The 16,066-nt window shown below is 72.2% G+C and carries 16 protein-coding genes; 3 read left to right on the top strand and 13 right to left on the bottom strand.

From position 1 onward, the window contains the following. Position 1: 1 nt before the first annotated feature. The 11 genes from ACF059_RS16975 to hrcA form a co-directional block, all read right to left on the bottom strand. Entirely contained in the window at positions 2–355 is a 354-nt protein-coding gene (locus tag ACF059_RS16975) for an MmcQ/YjbR family DNA-binding protein (protein ID WP_366867155.1), read from the bottom strand. After that, a complete protein-coding gene (locus ACF059_RS16970; protein WP_392057460.1) occupies positions 352–1,656 on the bottom strand; it encodes a hemolysin family protein in 1,305 nt (434 codons plus the stop codon). Before ACF059_RS16970 ends, ACF059_RS16975 begins: the two co-directional genes overlap by 4 nt. Then, entirely contained in the window at positions 1,653–2,150 is a 498-nt protein-coding gene (gene ybeY / locus ACF059_RS16965) for an rRNA maturation RNase YbeY (protein WP_360892996.1), read from the bottom strand. The genes ACF059_RS16970 and ybeY overlap by 4 nt, the downstream gene beginning before the upstream one ends. A gap of 13 nt (positions 2,151–2,163) precedes the next feature. Beyond that, positions 2,164–3,234: a PhoH family protein gene (locus ACF059_RS16960; RefSeq protein WP_392057457.1), complete on the bottom strand. Its 1,071-nt coding sequence runs from the start codon at positions 3,232–3,234 to the stop codon at positions 2,164–2,166. A 127-nt stretch (positions 3,235–3,361) separates the two neighbouring features. Further along, positions 3,362–4,456: a PfkB family carbohydrate kinase gene (locus ACF059_RS16955; protein ID WP_392057454.1), complete on the bottom strand. Its 1,095-nt coding sequence runs from the start codon at positions 4,454–4,456 to the stop codon at positions 3,362–3,364. Between the two features lie 172 nt (positions 4,457–4,628). Further along, entirely contained in the window at positions 4,629–5,534 is a 906-nt protein-coding gene (locus ACF059_RS16950) for a ribonuclease Z (protein ID WP_392057451.1), read from the bottom strand. A gap of 6 nt (positions 5,535–5,540) precedes the next feature. Beyond that, the gene (locus ACF059_RS16945) at positions 5,541–5,900 is read right to left on the bottom strand and encodes a histidine triad nucleotide-binding protein (protein WP_392058134.1); all 360 of its coding nucleotides are present in this window, start codon (positions 5,898–5,900) and stop codon (positions 5,541–5,543) included. A 110-nt stretch (positions 5,901–6,010) separates the two neighbouring features. After that, positions 6,011–6,754, bottom strand: coding sequence for a 16S rRNA (uracil(1498)-N(3))-methyltransferase (locus ACF059_RS16940; protein ID WP_392057447.1), 744 nt, complete (start codon positions 6,752–6,754; stop codon positions 6,011–6,013). Further along, positions 6,751–7,842, bottom strand: coding sequence for a nitronate monooxygenase (locus ACF059_RS16935; protein WP_392058131.1), 1,092 nt, complete (start codon positions 7,840–7,842; stop codon positions 6,751–6,753). The genes ACF059_RS16940 and ACF059_RS16935 overlap by 4 nt, the downstream gene beginning before the upstream one ends. A 197-nt stretch (positions 7,843–8,039) precedes the next feature. Continuing rightward, positions 8,040–9,179 (bottom strand): molecular chaperone DnaJ, encoded by a 1,140-nt coding sequence (gene dnaJ / locus ACF059_RS16930; protein ID WP_360892983.1) that lies wholly within the window; start codon positions 9,177–9,179, stop codon positions 8,040–8,042. Continuing rightward, entirely contained in the window at positions 9,180–10,196 is a 1,017-nt protein-coding gene (hrcA, locus tag ACF059_RS16925) for a heat-inducible transcriptional repressor HrcA (RefSeq protein WP_392057444.1), read from the bottom strand. Between the two features lie 159 nt (positions 10,197–10,355). Between hrcA and ACF059_RS16920 the strand changes: the two genes are divergently transcribed. The 3 genes from ACF059_RS16920 (at position 10,356) to ACF059_RS16910 (ending at position 12,632) form a co-directional block, all read left to right on the top strand. Continuing rightward, positions 10,356–11,081 (top strand): MBL fold metallo-hydrolase, encoded by a 726-nt coding sequence (locus ACF059_RS16920; protein WP_392057441.1) that lies wholly within the window; start codon positions 10,356–10,358, stop codon positions 11,079–11,081. A 28-nt stretch (positions 11,082–11,109) separates the two neighbouring features. After that, positions 11,110–11,910, top strand: coding sequence for a DUF3097 domain-containing protein (locus ACF059_RS16915; protein ID WP_361943787.1), 801 nt, complete (start codon positions 11,110–11,112; stop codon positions 11,908–11,910). Between the two features lie 101 nt (positions 11,911–12,011). After that, a complete protein-coding gene (locus tag ACF059_RS16910; protein ID WP_392057438.1) occupies positions 12,012–12,632 on the top strand; it encodes an ADP-ribosyltransferase in 621 nt (206 codons plus the stop codon). Positions 12,633–12,651: 19 nt separating this feature from the next. Here ACF059_RS16910 and hemW read toward each other — a convergent pair whose 3' ends face one another. Continuing rightward, positions 12,652–13,884: a radical SAM family heme chaperone HemW gene (gene hemW, locus ACF059_RS16905; RefSeq protein ID WP_392057435.1), complete on the bottom strand. Its 1,233-nt coding sequence runs from the start codon at positions 13,882–13,884 to the stop codon at positions 12,652–12,654. Positions 13,885–14,094: 210 nt separating this feature from the next. Next, positions 14,095–15,987 carry an AMP-dependent synthetase/ligase gene (locus tag ACF059_RS16900; protein WP_392057432.1) on the bottom strand — a complete coding sequence of 631 codons (1,893 nt, stop codon included), beginning with the start codon at positions 15,985–15,987 and terminating at the stop codon, positions 14,095–14,097. Between the last annotated feature and the right edge of the window lie 79 nt (positions 15,988–16,066).

The following is a 16,066-nucleotide window of genomic DNA, read 5'->3' as shown; positions in this document are numbered from 1 at the left end:
GTCACGGCCGGTCGAGGCGCAACCGCTCCGCTCGCGGCAGACCCGCCACCACCAGGTCGTAGGAGTCCTCCACCAGCTCGCGGACCATGGCGTCGGGCAGGCCGTCCACGGTCACCGTGTTCCAGTGCCGCTTGTTCATGTGCCAGCCGGGCACGATCGCCTCGTGCTCGGCGCGCAGCCGCACCGCGAGCTCCGGCTCGCACTTGAGGTTGATCTTCAGGGGCGCGGCGTCCAGCGCGCTGAGCGCGAACACCTTCCCCAGGACCTTGAACACCGAGGTCTCCGGCGTGAAGGGGAACTCCTCCACCGCCGCGTTGAAGCTCAGGCAGAACTCCCGCAGCTGTTCCGGCGTCATTCGCCCTCCTCGCCCTCGACCGGGGTGGCGGCCACCGGCTCCACCAGCACCGTCACGATCTTGTTGCGGCGCCCCGCCGGGGACTCCGCCGTCAGCCGCAGCGGACGCCCGTCGGGCAGTTCCAGCACCGCCGAGGCACCGGCGATCGGCACCCGGCCCAGTGCCTTGGCCAGCAGCCCTCCGACCGTCTCCACGTCCTCGTCGTCGAAGGCCTCGACCTTGAACAGCTCGCCGAGGTCGGTGATGTCCAGCCGCGCGGTCACCCGGTAGCGGTCATCGCCCAGGTCCTCGACCGGCGGGAGCTCGCGGTCGTACTCGTCGGTGATCTCGCCGACGATCTCCTCCAGGATGTCCTCGATGGTGACGATGCCGGCCGTGCCGCCGTACTCGTCGATGACGACGGCCACGTGGTTGCGCACCTGCTGCATCTCGCGCAGCAGGTCGCCGGCGTTCTTGGTGTCCGGCACGAAGACGGCCGGCCGTATCGCCGTCGAGACCAGGTCGGACTCGGACTCGCGGCTGATGTGGGTCTTGCGGACCAGGTCCTTCAGGTACACGATCCCGACGATGTCGTCCTCGTTCTCCCCGGTCACGGGGATGCGCGAGAAGCCGGACCGCAGCGCGAGCGTGGTCGCCTGACGGACCGTCTTGTACCGCTCGATGCACACCAGATCGGTGCGCGGCACCATCACCTCGCGCACCAGGGTGTCCCCGAGCTCGAAGACCTGGTGGACCATCCGCCGCTCGTCGTCCTCGATCAGCGACTCCTTCTCCGCGAGGTCCACCATCGCGCGCAGCTCGGCCTCGGAGGCGAAGGGACCCTTGCGGAAGCCCTTCCCGGGCGTGAGCGCGTTGCCGATGAGGATCAGCAGCTGGGGGATCGGTCCCATGACCCTGGCCAGCGGCACCAGCACGTACGCCGCCGCCGTCGCGGTGTTCAGCGGGTGCTGGCGGCCGATCGTGCGCGGGGAGACGCCCACGGCCACGAAGGAGACGAGCACCATGACGCCGATCGCCACGAGCAGCGCGGTCCAGTTCTCGCCGAACTCGTCGAGGCACACGTAGGTGACGAGCACCCCCGCCGCCATCTCGCAGGTGACGCGGACGAGCAGCGCCACGTTGAGGTAGCGGGTCGGGTCGCCGGCGACCTGGGCGAGCTTCTCGCTGCCGCGCCGGCCCTCGCGTACGGCCTGCTCCGCGCGGAAGCTTGAGATGCGGGCGATCCCTGACTCGGCGCAGGCCGCGAACCAGGCCACGACCACCAGCAGCACCGCTCCGGTGATCAGTTGAGGTGCGTTCACGAGACGGTCGGCGCCGGGGACGGGCCGGTGATGCCGCGCTCGGCGCGCCAGCCGTCGACGATGGCCGCCTGGAGACCGAACATCTCGGCCTTCTCGTCCGGCTCCTCGTGGTCGTAGCCGAGCAGGTGCAGCACCCCGTGGACGGTCAGGAGCTGGAGCTCCTCGTCCATGGAGTGCTGCGTGGGGGCGTCCTCACCCTGCTTCTTCGCGACCTCGGGGCAGAGCACGATGTCGCCGAGGAGCCCCTGCGGGGGCTCCTCGTCGTCCTTCGTCGGCGGACGGAGCTCGTCCATCGGGAAGGACATGACGTCGGTGGGGCCGGGCAGGTCCATCCACTGGATGTGGAGCTGCTCCATCGCCGCCTCGTCGACGACGATGACGGAGAGCTCCGAGAGCGGGTGGATCCGCATCCGGGTGAGCGCGTAGCGGGCGATGTCGAGGATCGCCTGCTCGTCGACCTCGGTTCCGGACTCGTTGTTGACGTCGATCGACATGGTGCGCTGAGCTCTACTTCCGCTGATGGCCGTTCGGGGCCGGCTGGCTGTCGTCGTACTTCTCGTACGCGTCGACGATACGGCCGACCAGCTTGTGGCGGACGACATCCTCGGACGTGAGCCGCGAGAAGTGGATGTCGACCACCCCGTCGAGGATCTCCTGGACCTGGCGCAGACCGCTCTTGGCGCCACCCGGCAGGTCGATCTGCGTGACGTCACCGGTCACGACGATCTTCGAGTCGAAGCCGAGCCGGGTCAGGAACATCTTCATCTGCTCGGCGGTGGTGTTCTGCGCCTCGTCGAGGACGACGAAGGCGTCGTTCAGGGTGCGGCCCCGCATGTAGGCCAGCGGGGCCACCTCGATCGTGCCCGCGGCCATCAGGCGGGGGATCGAGTCCGGGTCGATCATGTCGTGCAGCGCGTCGTAGAGCGGGCGCAGGTACGGGTCGATCTTGTCGAAGAGGGTGCCCGGCAGGAAGCCGAGCCGCTCCCCCGCCTCCACCGCGGGACGGGTCAGGATGATGCGGCTGACCTGCTTGGACTGCAGCGCCTGGACCGCCTTGGCCATGGCGAGGTAGGTCTTGCCCGTACCGGCGGGACCGATGCCGAAGACGATCGTGTTCTTGTCGATCGCGTCGACGTACCGCTTCTGGTTGAGGGTCTTGGGCCGGATGGTGCGGCCACGGCTGGAGAGGATGTTCTGGGTGAGCACCTCGGCGGGCGTCTCGTCCGGGCCGTTGCCGTTCTCACTCGCCTTGAGCATGGCGATCGAGCGTTCCACTGCGTCCTCCGTCATCGGCTGCCCGGTGCGGAGCACCAGCATCATCTCGTCGAACAGGCGCTGGATCAGGGCGACTTCCGACGCCGCACCGATCGCGCTGACCTGATTGCCCCGAACATGGATGTCGGCCTTCGGAAAGGCCTTCTCGATCACGCGCAACAGCGCGTCACCCGAACCGAGCACGGTCACCATCGGGTGCGTGGCGGGCACGGTGAAGTGGGCTCGCGCCTGCCCCGGCGCTGGGGGTCCCCCCTCGCCCTCGGGGCGCTGGGGGAGAATCTGGGCTGTCGGTGTCTGAGTCATGGGCCGGCACTGTGGCCTGCACATACCTCCCGCTGAGGGGCCGCGCCGTTCGACGACCTCCGGAGTACCAAGCCTACGTCTCCGCGGCCGCATCCCCGAGAGGTTTTCGCCTCCGTGGAACCAGGGGTCACGCAGAGTGCCGGAAGCCGATGGTCGGCACCGCCCGGCGGCGCGCGGCCGGGGTCGAGCCCGGCGGGATCAGGTCGTCCAGGAAGCCGTAGCGGCCGTGCAGCGCCTCGGGGGCGGCCCGCCACCAGTGGGCCACCTCGGGCCAGCCGGGGGCAGACAGGGAGCCGCCGAACTCCTGGACCGACAGGGCCGCCGTCAGCCCGGCGAAGGCCAGCCGGTCCGCGAGCGGCCAGCCCGCCAGGGTGCCGGTGAGGAAGCCCGCCACGTACACGTCCCCCGCGCCCGTCGGGTCCAGCTCGTCCACGATGATCCCCGGGACCTCGGCCGTCTCCCCCGTCCGCCCGTCCACCGCGTACGAGCCTTCGGCGCCCATGGTCACCACCGCGATGGGGACCTTGCGCGCCAGCGCCCGGGCCGCCGCCCGCGGGCAGTCGGTCCGCGTGTAGCGCATGGCCTCGCCCGCGTTCGGCAGGAAGGCCTCGCAGTGCTCCAGGTCGGCCAGGGCCCCCAGGTCCCACCGCCCGCTCTCGTCCCAGCCCACGTCGGCGAAGACGCGCGAGCCCCGCCGGGCGGCCTCGCCGATCCACTCCTCGCCGCGGCCGGGCCCCAGCGAGGCCACGGCGGCGCGGGCTCGGGGCGGGCACTGGGGGAAGGGGCCGGGGCCCGCCGGGGGCGGGGCCTCGTGGCCGTGCGAGACCATCGTGCGCTCGCCCTCGTAGGCCATCGAGACCGTGACGGGGCTGTGCCAGCCGGGGATGGTCCGCGACATGGACAGGTCGATGCCCTCGCCCTGTTCGAGGGCGTCCCAGCAGTACTCGCCGTAGTGGTCGTCCCCGAAGGCCGCGGCCAGCGAGGTGCGCAGGCCCAGGCGGGCCAGGGCGGTGGCCATGTTGGCGACGCCGCCGGGGCTGGAGCCCATGCCGCGCGCCCAGGACTCCGTACCGCGTACCGGCGCGGAGTCCAGGCCCGTGAAGATGATGTCGAGGAAGACCGTGCCGGTCAGGAAGACGTCGCAGCCCGGTTCCTGGGGATCGCGCAGCGGACCGAGCGGGTCCACCGCGGGTGAGCGGCTGTCGTCGTCCTTACTGGTCACGTCTACTCCCCGATGGGTTTCCGGCGGAAAGCTGCCAGCCCTGCCCACGCGCGACAGGACCAAACCCAGTGTGGCCCAGATCACCCACCGGTCCAGCCGTCGGCGTGCCGGGGACCGGGCCCGCCGGGGGGCGGCGCCCAGGCGGCCGCCGTCGCCCGGCTTCGGCCCGGCCTCAGCCCCGCTTCGGCAGCGGTACGCGCACCAGGTCCGCGGCCACCGTGAGCTCGCCCTCGTAGCCCGCCGCGCGGGCCTGGCGCTCGAACTCCGCCGGGTCGGTGTAACGCTGCGAGAAGTGCGTCAGCACGAGGTGGCGCACCCCCGCGTCCCGCGCGACGCGCCCCGCCTGGCCCGCGGTGAGGTGGCCGTGGTCGGTGGCGAGCCGCTCGTCCTCGTCGAGGAAGGTCGACTCGATCACCAGCATGTCGCACCCCTCGGCGAGTGCGTCCACGCCGGGGCACAGCCGGGTGTCCATGACGAACGCGAACCGCTGGCCGGGCCTCGGCTCGCTCACCTCGTCGAGGGTGACCTCACCGAGCCGGCCCTCGCGCTGGATCCGGCCCACGTCGGGCCCCTTGATCCCGTGCCGGGCGAGCAGCTCCGGCACCATGCGCCGCCCGTCGGGCTCGGTGATCCGGTAGCCGAAGGACTCCACCGGGTGCGAGAGCAGCCGCGCCTCCAGGACGTACGAGGGCCCGTGCGCCAGCTCCCCGTCCCGGGTCACCGGTTCCTCGCGCAGCGGCACGGTCTCCCGGTAGGCCGTGGCGTACCGCAGCCGGTCGAAGAACTTCTGCCCGGAGGCCGGGTAGTGCGCGGTGACGGGGTGCGGGACCTGGTCGAGGTTGATCCGCTGGATCACCCCGGCGAGGCCGAGGCTGTGGTCACCGTGGAAGTGGGTGATGCAGATCCGGTTGATGTCGTGCGCGGCCACCCCGGCGCGCAGCATCTGGCGCTGGGTGCCCTCGCCCGGGTCGAAGAGGATGCCCTCGCCGTCCCAGCGCAGGAGGTAGCCGTTGTGGTTGCGGTGGCGGGTGGGCACCTGACTCGCGGTGCCCAGGACCACGAACTCGCGTACGGACACGTCCGTCTAGCCGGGGGGCCACTGGAGGCCGCGGCCCCCGAGGACGTGCAGGTGCGCGTGGAAGACGGTCTGGCCGGCGCCGGCGCCGGTGTTGAAGATGACCCGGTAGCCGTGGTCGTCGATCTTCTCGTCGGCGGCGATCCGCCCGGCCTCGGTCAGTATGTCGGCGACGACGCCCGGCTCGGCGGCGGCCAGGGAGGCCGCGTCGGGGTAGTGCGCCTTGGGGATGACGAGCACGTGCGTGGGCGCCTGCGGGTTGATGTCCCGGAAGGCGAGCGTGGTCTCGCTCTCCCGGACCACGTCCGCGGGGACCTGCCCCTCGACGATCTTGCAGAACAGGCAGTCGGCCTGCGGTTCCCCGGCCATTGCTTCGCCTTCCGTGACGTTGATCGGTTCGGGCATCGTATCCAGCGGGCGCTGGCGCGGGCGTCCCATTCCCAGCAGCGGGTCAGGACCGGCGGGTCAGGACCAACGGGTCAGGACCAGCGGCCCGTGCGGGCCAGGAGGACAGCCGTGGCGGCCGTCCCCGCCGTGGAGGTGCGCAGGACGGAGCGGCCCAGGCGGTACGGGCGGGCGCCCGCCTCGGCGAAGACGGCCAGTTCCTCCGGGGAGACCCCGCCCTCCGGACCGACCACGAGCACCACGGAGCCGCTCTGCGGGAGCTCGGCCGTGGCCAGGGCCCCGGAGGGGGTGTCGCGGTCCTCGTGGAGCACCATCGCCAGGTCGGCGCCCGCCAGCAGCGCCGCCACCTGCTTGGTGGACATGGCCTCGGCCACCTCCGGGAAACGCACCCGGCGGGACTGCTTGCCCGCCTCCCGGGCCGTGGCCCGCCACTTCGCCAGGGACTTGGCCCCCCGGTCGCCGCGCCACTGCGTGATGCAGCGCGAGGCCTGCCAGGGCACGATCGCGTCCACGCCCGTCTCGGTCATCGTCTCGACGGCCAGCTCGCCGCGGTCCCCCTTGGGCAGGGCCTGGACCACCGTGATGCGGACCTGCGGCTCCGGTTCCCGTCCGGCCGAGGAGACGGCCACGACCAGCCGGTCCTTGCCCTCCGCGGCCTTCACGACGGCCTCGGCCCAGCCGCCGCGACCGTCCGTGAGGACCACCGCCTCGCCCGGGTTCAGCCGTTTCACGGACACCGCGTGCCGGCCCTCCGGACCGTCCAGGACGAACTCCGGTCCCGCCGGGACCTCCTCGACCACGAACACCGGGGCCGTCATGACGCACTCCTCATCTGCCTGCTCTTCAACGTGCTCTGCGCCTCGGCCAGTTCGGCCGCCAGCACCTCCACCAGCTCCCCGGCCGGCAGCGCCCGCGCCAGCCGGTGGCCCTGGCCCGCCCACAGGGCCATGCCCTGCGCGTCCCTGGCCGCGGCGGCCGCCTTGCGCAGCCCCGAGGTCAGGTGGTGGACCTGCGGGTAGGCGGCCGGGGCGTACGGCCCGTGCTCGCGCATGAAGCGGTTCACCAGCCCCCGCCCCGGTCGGCCGGAGAAGGCCCGGGTCAGCTCGGTGCGGACGAACAGCGGATCCGTCAGCGCCTTCTTGTGCTCCGGGGCGGCGCCCGACTCCGGGCAGGCCAGGAAGGCCGTCCCCAGCTGCGCCGCCTCCGCGCCCGCCGCCAGCAGCGCCGCGATCTGCGCGCCCCGCATCAGGCCGCCCGCGGCGATGATCGGGAGGGCCACGGCCTCCCGTACCTGCGCCACCAGCGCGAGGAGGCCCACGGCGGCCGTGCCGTCGGCCTGCGGGTCGTCGCGGTGGGTGCCCTGGTGACCGCCGGCCTCGACGCCCTGGACGCAGACGGCGTCGGCGCCGGCCTGCTGGACGGTACGGGCCTCGTCGTCGGAGGTCACCGTGACGACCGTGTACGTACCGGCCTTGCGCAGGGCGGCGAGGGTCGCGGAGGAGGGACAGCCGAAGGTGAAGGAGACGACCGGGACCGGGTCTTCGAGGAGGATGGCGAGCTTGGCGTCGTAGCCGTCGTCGCTGGTGCCGATGATCTCCTCGTCGGCGAGGGAGATCCCGTACCAGCTCGCCTCCCCCGCCAGCTGCCCGCGGTACGCCTCGACGGCGGCCGGGTCCACGTAACCGGTCTGCGGCATGAAGAGGTTGACGCCGAAGCGGCGCCGGGTCAGCGCCCGCAGCTGCTTGATCTCCTGGTACATCCCGTCGGCGGTCTTGTAGCCGCCGGCCAGGAAGCCCAGTCCGCCCGCCTCGCACACGGCCGCGGCCAGCTGCGGGCCGGAGCCGCCGCCCGCCATGGGTGCCTGCACGATCGGGTGGGGGGAGAGACCGTTCGGTGCCGTGGACATGGACATGGACTGCATCGTGCCATGTCCCGCTCAGCGGACCGAATCACGGCATTCGCCTGGCATAGTCCGCTTCCCCAGCTGGCGGAGGACTCCCCTCCGGTCCACCTCCGGCCCTCGTCCGGCCGGCTCCGGCCCGATGCGACGAGCCCGGCCCGGGGAATCCCCGGGCCGGGCTCGTGGCGGTGCTCGCGGGCCGGTCAGCGGCCGTTGAACGCGTCCTTCAGGCGGCTGAACAGCCCCTGCTGACCCGGCGCGAACTGCCCGGTGGGCCGCTCCTCGCCGCGCAGCTTCGCCAGCTGGCGCAGCAGGTCCTCCTGCTGGGCGTCCAGCTTGCTCGGGGTGGTGACCTCGACGTGGACGATCAGGTCGCCGCGTCCGCCCCCGCGCAGGTGGGTCACGCCGCGCCCGTGCAGCGGGATCGCCTGGCCGGACTGGGTGCCGGGCCGGATGTCGATCTCCTCCAGCCCGTCCAGCGTCTCCAGCGGGCACTTGGTGCCCAGTGCGGCCGCCGTCATGGGGATGGTCACCGTGCAGTGCAGGTCGTCCCCGCGCCGCTGGAACGTCGGGTGCGGCAGCTCGTGGATCTCCACGTACAGGTCGCCGGCGGGGCCGCCGCCGGGGCCGACCTCGCCCTCGCCCGCGAGCTGGATGCGGGTGCCGTTCTCGACACCGGCCGGGATCTTGACCGTGAGGCTGCGGCGGGAGCGGACCCGGCCGTCGCCCGCGCACTCGGGGCACGGGGTCGGGACGACGGTGCCGAAGCCCTGGCACTGCGGGCAGGGGCGCGAGGTCATGACCTGGCCCAGGAAGGACCGGGTGACCTGCGAGACCTCACCGCGGCCGCGGCACATGTCGCAGGTCTGCGCCGAGGTACCGGGCGCCGCGCCCTCGCCGGAGCAGGTGGTGCAGACGATGGCCGTGTCGACCTGGATGTCCTTGGTGGTCCCGAAGGCCGCCTCGTCCAGTTCCAGGTCGAGGCGGATCATGGCGTCCTGGCCGCGCCGGGTCCGCGAGCGCGGGCCGCGCTGCGAGGACTGGCCGAAGAAGGCGTCCATGATGTCGGAGAAGTTGCCGAAGCCACCCGCCCCGAAACCGCCCGCGCCGCCGCCACCGCCGGAGGCGGACAGCGGGTCGCCGCCGAGGTCGTAGACCTGCTTCTTCTGGGCGTCCGAGAGCACCTCGTAGGCCGCGTTGATCTCCTTGAAGCGCTCCTGCGTCTTCGGGTCCGGATTCACGTCCGGGTGGAGTTCACGCGCGAGGCGCCGGAAGGCCTTCTTGATCTCGTCCTGCGATGCGTCGCGGCGCACGCCGAGAACGGCGTAGTAGTCCGTGGCCACTTACGACTCCGCCAGGATCTGTCCGACGTAACGTGCCACTGCGCGTACCGCTCCCATCGTTCCGGGGTAGTCCATGCGGGTCGGTCCGACCACGCCGAGTTTGGCGACTGTTTCGCCGCCCGAACCGTAACCGACCGAGACGACGGACGTGGAGTTCAGTCCCTCGTAGGCATTCTCATGCCCGATCCGTACGGCCATTCCCGACTCGTTGGCCTCGCCCAGCAGCTTGAGGAGCACGACCTGCTCCTCCAGCGCTTCGAGCACCGGCCTGATCGTCAGGGGAAAATCGTGTCCGAAGCGGGTGAGATTGGCGGTACCGCCGATCATCAGCCGCTCCTCCGCTTCCTCGACCAGGGTTTCGAGGAGGGTCGACAGCACCGTGGAAACGGTGCCGCGGTCCTCGGCCTCGAAGGATTCCGGAAGGTCCTGGACGAGGGGCGGCACATCGGTGAAACGCCGGCCGACGACGCGGCTGTTGAGCCGGGCGCGCAGGTCGGCCAGCGAGGTCTCGCTGAAGGGGCTCGGACAGTCGATCAGCCGCTGCTCGACGCGGCCGGTGTCCGTGATCAGTACGAGCATCAGGCGCGCGGGAGCCAGCGAGAGCAGCTCCACGTGCCGCACGGTCGACCGGGTCAGGCTCGGGTACTGGACGACGGCGACCTGCCGGGTGAGCTGCGCGAGCAGCCGCACCGTGCGCCCGACGACGTCGTCGAGGTCGACCGCGCCGTCGAGGAAGTTCTGGATGGCCCGCCGCTCGGGCGTCGACAGCGGCTTGACCCCCGCCAGCCGGTCGACGAAGAGGCGGTAGCCCTTGTCGGTGGGGATCCGGCCGGCGCTGGTGTGGGGCTGGGCGATGTAGCCCTCCTCCTCCAGCACGGCCATGTCGTTGCGCACGGTGGCGGGCGAGACTCCGAGCCGGTGCCGCTCGGTGAGCGCCTTGGAGCCGACCGGCTCCTCCGTCCCGACGTAGTCCTGGACGATGGCGCGCAGCACTTCGAGTCTGCGTTCGCTGAGCATGCGCACACCTCCAGCTGTGGTCCGTTGCCGTGTACGGCCGTGGTCGTTACTGCCGTGGTCGTTGGCACTCTGGGCGTTCGAGTGCCAGACATCCCCCGCTCAGTGTACGGCCGGGCGGTGAGCCCCTGGCAAGGGAGGCCCGCCAGGTAGCGTCGCCGTATGGACGTGCATTGGGAAGAGGCGGGCTGGGAACGGCTGACCGGACGGGCCGGCCGGCGACGGCTCCCGGTGTGGGACTGCACGGTGGGACTGGTGGTGGGGGACGATTCGGTGCTCCTCGTCGATCCCGGTTCGTGCGTCCGGGAGGGCGCGCAGGTGCGGGCCGAGGCCGAGCGTCTGACGGGTCGGCGCGTGACCCATATCGCATTCACGCACGGCCATTTCGATCACGTCCTGGGCGCGGCGGCCTTCTCCGGGGCCGAGGTGTTCGGGGCGGTCGGACTGGCCGCGCTGCTGTCGGCGGACCGCGACGGGCTGCGGGCGGACGCGGTGCGCCACGGGCTGGCGCCGGCGGAGGCCGCCGAGGCGGTGGACCTGCTGGTGGCGCCCGGGCATCCGGTGTCGGGTGAGTGGACGCTGGAGCTGGGCGGGGTGCAGGTGCTGCTGGCCAATGTGGGGCCCGGGCACACCGGTCACGACCTGGCCGTCTTCGTGCCGGGCGAGCGCGAGGTGGTGTTCTGCGGGGACCTGGTGGAGGAGTCGGGCGAGCCCTTGGCGGGCCCGGACGCGGTGCCCGGCCAGTGGCCCGCCGCCCTGGACCGGCTGCTGTCGCTGGGCGGGGACGACGCGCTGTACGTACCGGGTCACGGTGCGGTGGTCGGGGCGGACTTCGTGCGTGCGCAACGCGCCACACTGGCGGATCGTTTCGGCGTGTCGGGGGCATGACGCCCGCGGCTCTCCTAGTGTCGGCCGGATGCGCGAGTACTCCCCCGACCTGACCCCGCAGTGGAAGCGACCCGCGGCCGTGCCGCAGGTGCCGGCCGAGCCCGACCTGGTGGTCGAGGTGGCGGGTACGGACTTCTGCGGCGCGGTGGTGGCCTGCGAGGCGGGCACGGTGACCCTGGAGGACCGCTTCGGCAAGCGGCGGGTGTTCCCGATGGAGCCGCGGGGCTTCCTGCTGGAGGGCGCCGTCGTCACGCTGGTCCGCCCCTCCCGGGGCCCGTCCGCGCCCGCCCGTACGGCGTCCGGGTCGATCGCCGTGCCGGGCGCGCGGGCCCGGGTGGCCCGGGCGGGCCGGATCTACGTCGAGGGCCGGCACGACGCGGAGCTCGTGGAGCGGGTCTGGGGTGACGACCTGCGCATCGAGGGCGTCGTCGTGGAGTACCTGGAGGGCGTCGACGACCTCCCGGCGGTCGTGGCGGAGTTCGCCCCGGCCCCCGACGCCCGCCTGGGGGTCCTGGTCGACCACCTGGTGCCGGGCTCGAAGGAGTCCCGCATCGCGGCGTCGGTGACCTCGCCGGACGTGCTGGTCGTGGGCCACCCGTACGTGGACGTCTGGCAGGCCGTGAAGCCGTCCGCGCTGGGCATCGCGGCCTGGCCGGTGGTCCCGCGCGGCCAGGACTGGAAGACGGGCGTCTGCCGGGCCCTGGGCTGGCCGCAGAACACCGGGGCCGCCTGGCAGCACATCCTGTCCCGGGTGACCTCGTACCGCGATCTGGAGCCGACCCTGCTGGGCCGCGTCGAGGAACTCATCGACTTCGTGACGGCCCCATAAAGCCCTGTCGGCCGGGCAGGGCGTCAAGGCCGCTCCGGCACACGCTCACCTTCGGGTGACAGTCCGTGTACGGCGGACCACGCGGGGCAAGGGTGCTGATCATGATCACCACTGCCTCGTGGCGGCGCTTCGCCGTCGCCGCCGCGCTCGCCGCCGCCCTGCTCCCGTCCGCCTCCGCCCAGGCGGCCCCCGCGGCCTCCGCCGCGGCCGCCGCTCCGGCGAACTCCTGCCCGGTCGTCGAGGACCACCTCTTCGCCGCCGCCGACCAGCGGGCCGACCTGGACCGCATCACCCCGGCCCCCGCCTGGCGCACCGACTGCAGCCAGCTCTACCGCGCCGACAGCCGTCCGCCGTCGACCGTCTTCGAGGAGGGCTTCCACCCGAAGGACACGCTCACCGGGCAGTACGACATCGAGCAGTACGTCCTGGTCAACCAGCCCTCCCCGTACGTCTCCACGACCTACGACCACGACCTGTACAAGACGTGGTGGAAGAGCGGCTGGAACTACTACATCGACGCCCCCGGCGGGGTGGACGTCAACCGGACCATCGGCGACACCCACAAGTGGGCCTCCCAGGTGGAGGTCGCCTTCCCCGGTGGCATCGACCGTTCCTTCATCGTCGCGGTGTGCCCGGTCGACAAGGTGCGCAAGGTCGAGATCATGAACGAGTGCCAGGACAACCCGTACTACCGCCCCTGGCGCGAGAACTACCCGGGCTGAGCCCCGCCCCGGGACCTGGTCAGTCGACCAGGTCCCGGACCACCGCGTCGGCCAGCAGCCGCCCGCGCAGGGTCAGCACCGCCTGCCCGGCCTCGTACGGGCCGGGCTCCAGCAGTCCGTCCGCCAGGGCGCGGCGGGACGCCGCGAGCCCGGTGGGCGCGAGCAGCGACAACGGGACGCCGTCCACCAGGCGCAGCTCCAGCAGGATCCGCTCGACCCGCCGGTCCTCCTGCGAGAGCAGCTCGCGTCCGGCGCCCGGGGAGCGGCCCTCGGCCAGGGCGGCGGCGTACGCGCCGGGGTGCTTCACGTTCCACCAGCGCACCCCGCCCACGTGCGAGTGCGCTCCCGGTCCGGCGCCCCACCAGTCGGCGCCGCGCCAGTACAGCTCGTTGTGCAGGCAGCGCCCGGCCTGGGAGGTGGCCCAGTTCGAGACCTCGTACCAGGAGTAGCCGGCCTCGGCCATCACCGAGTCCGCGATCAGGTACCGGTCGGCGTGCACGTCGTCGTCCGTCATCGGGACCTCGCCGCGGCGGATCCGCCGCGCGAGCTGCGTGCCCTCCTCCACGATCAGCGCGTAGGCGCTGATGTGGTCGGGCCCGGCGCCCAGCGCCGCCGCGAGGGACTCCCGCCAGTCCTCGTCGGACTCGCCCGGGGTCCCGTAGATCAGGTCCAGGTTCACGTGCTCGAAGCCGGCCGCGCGCGCCTCGGCGACGCACTCCTGCGGCCGTCCCGGCGTGTGCGTGCGGTCGAGCACCTTCAGGACGTGCTGCTTGGCGCTCTGCATGCCGAAGGAGATCCGGTTGAAGCCACCGGCGCGCAGCTCGGCCAGGTAGGCCGGATTGACGGACTCCGGATTGGCCTCGGTGGTGATCTCGGCGTCCTCCGCCAGGCCGAACTCGTCCCGGATCGCCGCGAGCATCCGTACGAGGTCCACGGCGGGCAGCAGCGTCGGCGTGCCGCCGCCCACGAAGACGGTACGGACGGCCCTCGGGTCGTCGCCGAGCACCTTGCGGGCGAGGCGGACCTCGTCGATCAGGGTGTCGGCGTAGTTCTCCCGGGAGGCGAGCACACCGCCGGTGCCCCGCAGCTCGGTGGCCGTGTAGGTGTTGAAGTCGCAGTACCCGCAGCGCGTGGCGCAGTACGGGACGTGCAGGTAGAACCCGAGCGGCCGCTCCCCGGCACCCACCAGGGCGTGCGACGGCAGCGAGCCGTCTTCGGGCATGGGTTCACCGTCGGGCAGTGCGGAAGGCATACCCCCATTGTCCCGCACCGATCCCACCCCTCAGCCCCGCTGGCGCCCCTCCAGCCTCGCCGGCGCCCCTCCAGCCCCGCCGGCGTTTGAGGCGCGGGGTCCGGGGCGGAGCCCCGGCACACGGCCCGCACCGCAGCCAGCCACGCCCCGGCAGGGCAGGGTCCGAGGGCCGCGCCCCCACACCCCACCCCGCCAAGCCCGCGGCCGGCGTCACGCCTCGCGCGACCCCTCGTACATCTCCTCGATCAGGTGCTTGAACTCACGCTCGACCACCGGCCGCTTCAGCTTCAGACTCGGCGTGAGGTCCCCGTGCTCGACGTCGAGATCGCGCGGCAGCAGCCGGAACTTCTTGATCGTCTGCCACCTCTGCAGGCCCTCGTTGAGCGTCTGCACGTACGTCTCGATGAGCCGCACCGTCTCCGGCGCGGCCAGCACCTGCCCGTACGTCTTGCCCTCCAGCCCGTTCTCGGCCGCCCAGACCATGATCGACGGCTGGTCGAGCGCGATCAGGGCCGAGCAGAAGTTCCGGTCGGCGCCGTGCACGACGATGGTCGACACATACGGGCAGATCGCCTTGAACTGGCCCTCGATCTCCGCCGGCGCGACGTACTTGCCGCCCGAGGTCTTGATCAGGTCCTTCTTGCGGTCGGTGATGCGCAGGTAGCCGTCGGCCGAGAGCTCGCCGATGTCCCCCGTGTGCAGCCAGCCGTCGGACTCCAGGACCTCGGCGGTCTTCTCGGGCTGCTGGTGGTAGCCCTGCATGATGCCGGGGCCGCGCAGCAGGATCTCGCCGTCGTCGGCGATGCGGACCTCGGTGCCGGGGAGCGGCTTGCCGACGGTGCCGGTGCGGTAGGCCTCGCCCGGGTTGACGAAGGAGGCCGCGCTGGACTCCGTCAGGCCGTAGCCCTCCAGGATGTGGATGCCCGCGCCGGAGAAGAAGAAGCCGATGTCCGGCGCCAGCGGGGCGGCGCCGGAGACGGCCGCGCGCAGCTTGCCGCCGAAGGCCTCGCGGAGCTTGGAGTAGACGAGCGCGTCCGCGATCTTGTGCTTGGTCGTGAGGCCGAAGGGGGCGCTCGCGCGGCCGGTGCGGCGGTAGTTGTCCTGCGTGACCTTGGCGTACTCGCGGGCGACGCCGACCGACCACTGGAAGATCTTGTATTTGGCGCCGCCGGCGGCGCGCGCCTTGGCGGCCACGCCGTTGTACACCTTCTCGAAGATGCGCGGGACGGCCGCCATGTACGTCGGCTGCACGACCGGCAGGTTCTCGATGATCTTGTCGATGCGGCCGTCGACGGCGGTCACGTGGCCGGCCTCGATCTGCCCGGAGGTCAGCACCTTGCCGAAGACGTGGGCCAGCGGCAGCCACAGGTACTGGACGTCGTCCTTGTGGATCAGGCCGGTGGCGACCATGGCCTTGGCCAGGTACGACCAGTTGTCGTGCAGCAGCCGGACGCCCTTGGGGCGGCCGGTCGTGCCGGAGGTGTAGATGAGGGTGGCGAGCTGGTCGGAGGTGATCGCCGTGATCCGCTCCTTGACCGCCTCGGGGTGCTTGGCGAGGTACTCCTTGCCGCTCGCCTCCAGCTCGGCGAGCGAGAGCACCCAGCCCTCGGGGTCGCCCGGGGCGGCGACGGCGTCGGCGGCGTCCAGGACGACGACGTGGGCGAGGTGCGGCAGGTCGGCGCGGCGCTCGCGCGCCTTCGCCAGCTGCTTCGCGTCCTCGGCGATGAGCACCCGGCTCTCGGAGTCCGCGAGGATGAAGGCCGACTCGTCGGCGTTCGTGCTGGGGTAGATGGTGGTGACCGCGCCGCCGGCGCACATCACGCCGAGGTCGGAGAGGATCCAGTCGACCCGGGTGTTGGAGGACAGCGCGACGCGTTGCTCCGACTCCAGGCCGAGGGCGATCAGCCCGGCGGCGATGGCGAAGACGCGCTCGGCCGCCTGACCCCAGCTGAGCGACTTCCAGTCGTCTGTGGCGCCCTGGCCGCCCGCCGCGGGCACCGGGTACCGGTAGGCCTCGTCGTCGGGCGTCGCGGCGACGCGCTCAAGGAAGAGCGCCGCCACGCTGGGCGGGCGGTTCTCGAGATAGGTCTGTGTGTCGCTCACGACATCCTCCGGACCGGCCCGTGCGGCTGTGCGCGGGCGTAGGGCGCTTGCGGGGCGCTTGGGACTGGCGGGTTTGAGA

It is taken from the genome of Streptomyces sp. NPDC016562 (genome assembly GCF_043076955.1).
GTDB lineage: Bacteria > Actinomycetota > Actinomycetes > Streptomycetales > Streptomycetaceae > Streptomyces.
The sequence above is the reverse complement of the archived record's forward strand: the minus strand, read 5'-3'. Positions and strand labels throughout refer to the sequence as shown.

Coding starts and splice junctions, on each gene's coding strand:
- ACF059_RS16975 (WP_366867155.1), bottom strand. CDS start 355: ATGACGCCGGAACAGCTGCGGGAGTTCTGCCTGAGCTTCAACGCGGCG.
- ybeY (WP_360892996.1), bottom strand. CDS start 2,150: ATGTCGATCGACGTCAACAACGAGTCCGGAACCGAGGTCGACGAGCAG.
- ACF059_RS16960 (WP_392057457.1), bottom strand. CDS start 3,234: ATGACTCAGACACCGACAGCCCAGATTCTCCCCCAGCGCCCCGAGGGC.
- ACF059_RS16945 (WP_392058134.1), bottom strand. CDS start 5,900: ATGGCCGGGGAACCGCAGGCCGACTGCCTGTTCTGCAAGATCGTCGAG.
- ACF059_RS16940 (WP_392057447.1), bottom strand. CDS start 6,754: ATGACGGCCCCGGTGTTCGTGGTCGAGGAGGTCCCGGCGGGACCGGAG.
- ACF059_RS16935 (WP_392058131.1), bottom strand. CDS start 7,842: ATGTCCACGGCACCGAACGGTCTCTCCCCCCACCCGATCGTGCAGGCA.
- hrcA (WP_392057444.1), bottom strand. CDS start 10,196: ATGCTCAGCGAACGCAGACTCGAAGTGCTGCGCGCCATCGTCCAGGAC.
- ACF059_RS16920 (WP_392057441.1), top strand. CDS start 10,356: ATGGACGTGCATTGGGAAGAGGCGGGCTGGGAACGGCTGACCGGACGG.
- ACF059_RS16915 (WP_361943787.1), top strand. CDS start 11,110: ATGCGCGAGTACTCCCCCGACCTGACCCCGCAGTGGAAGCGACCCGCG.
- ACF059_RS16910 (WP_392057438.1), top strand. CDS start 12,012: ATGATCACCACTGCCTCGTGGCGGCGCTTCGCCGTCGCCGCCGCGCTC.
- hemW (WP_392057435.1), bottom strand. CDS start 13,884: ATGCCTTCCGCACTGCCCGACGGTGAACCCATGCCCGAAGACGGCTCG.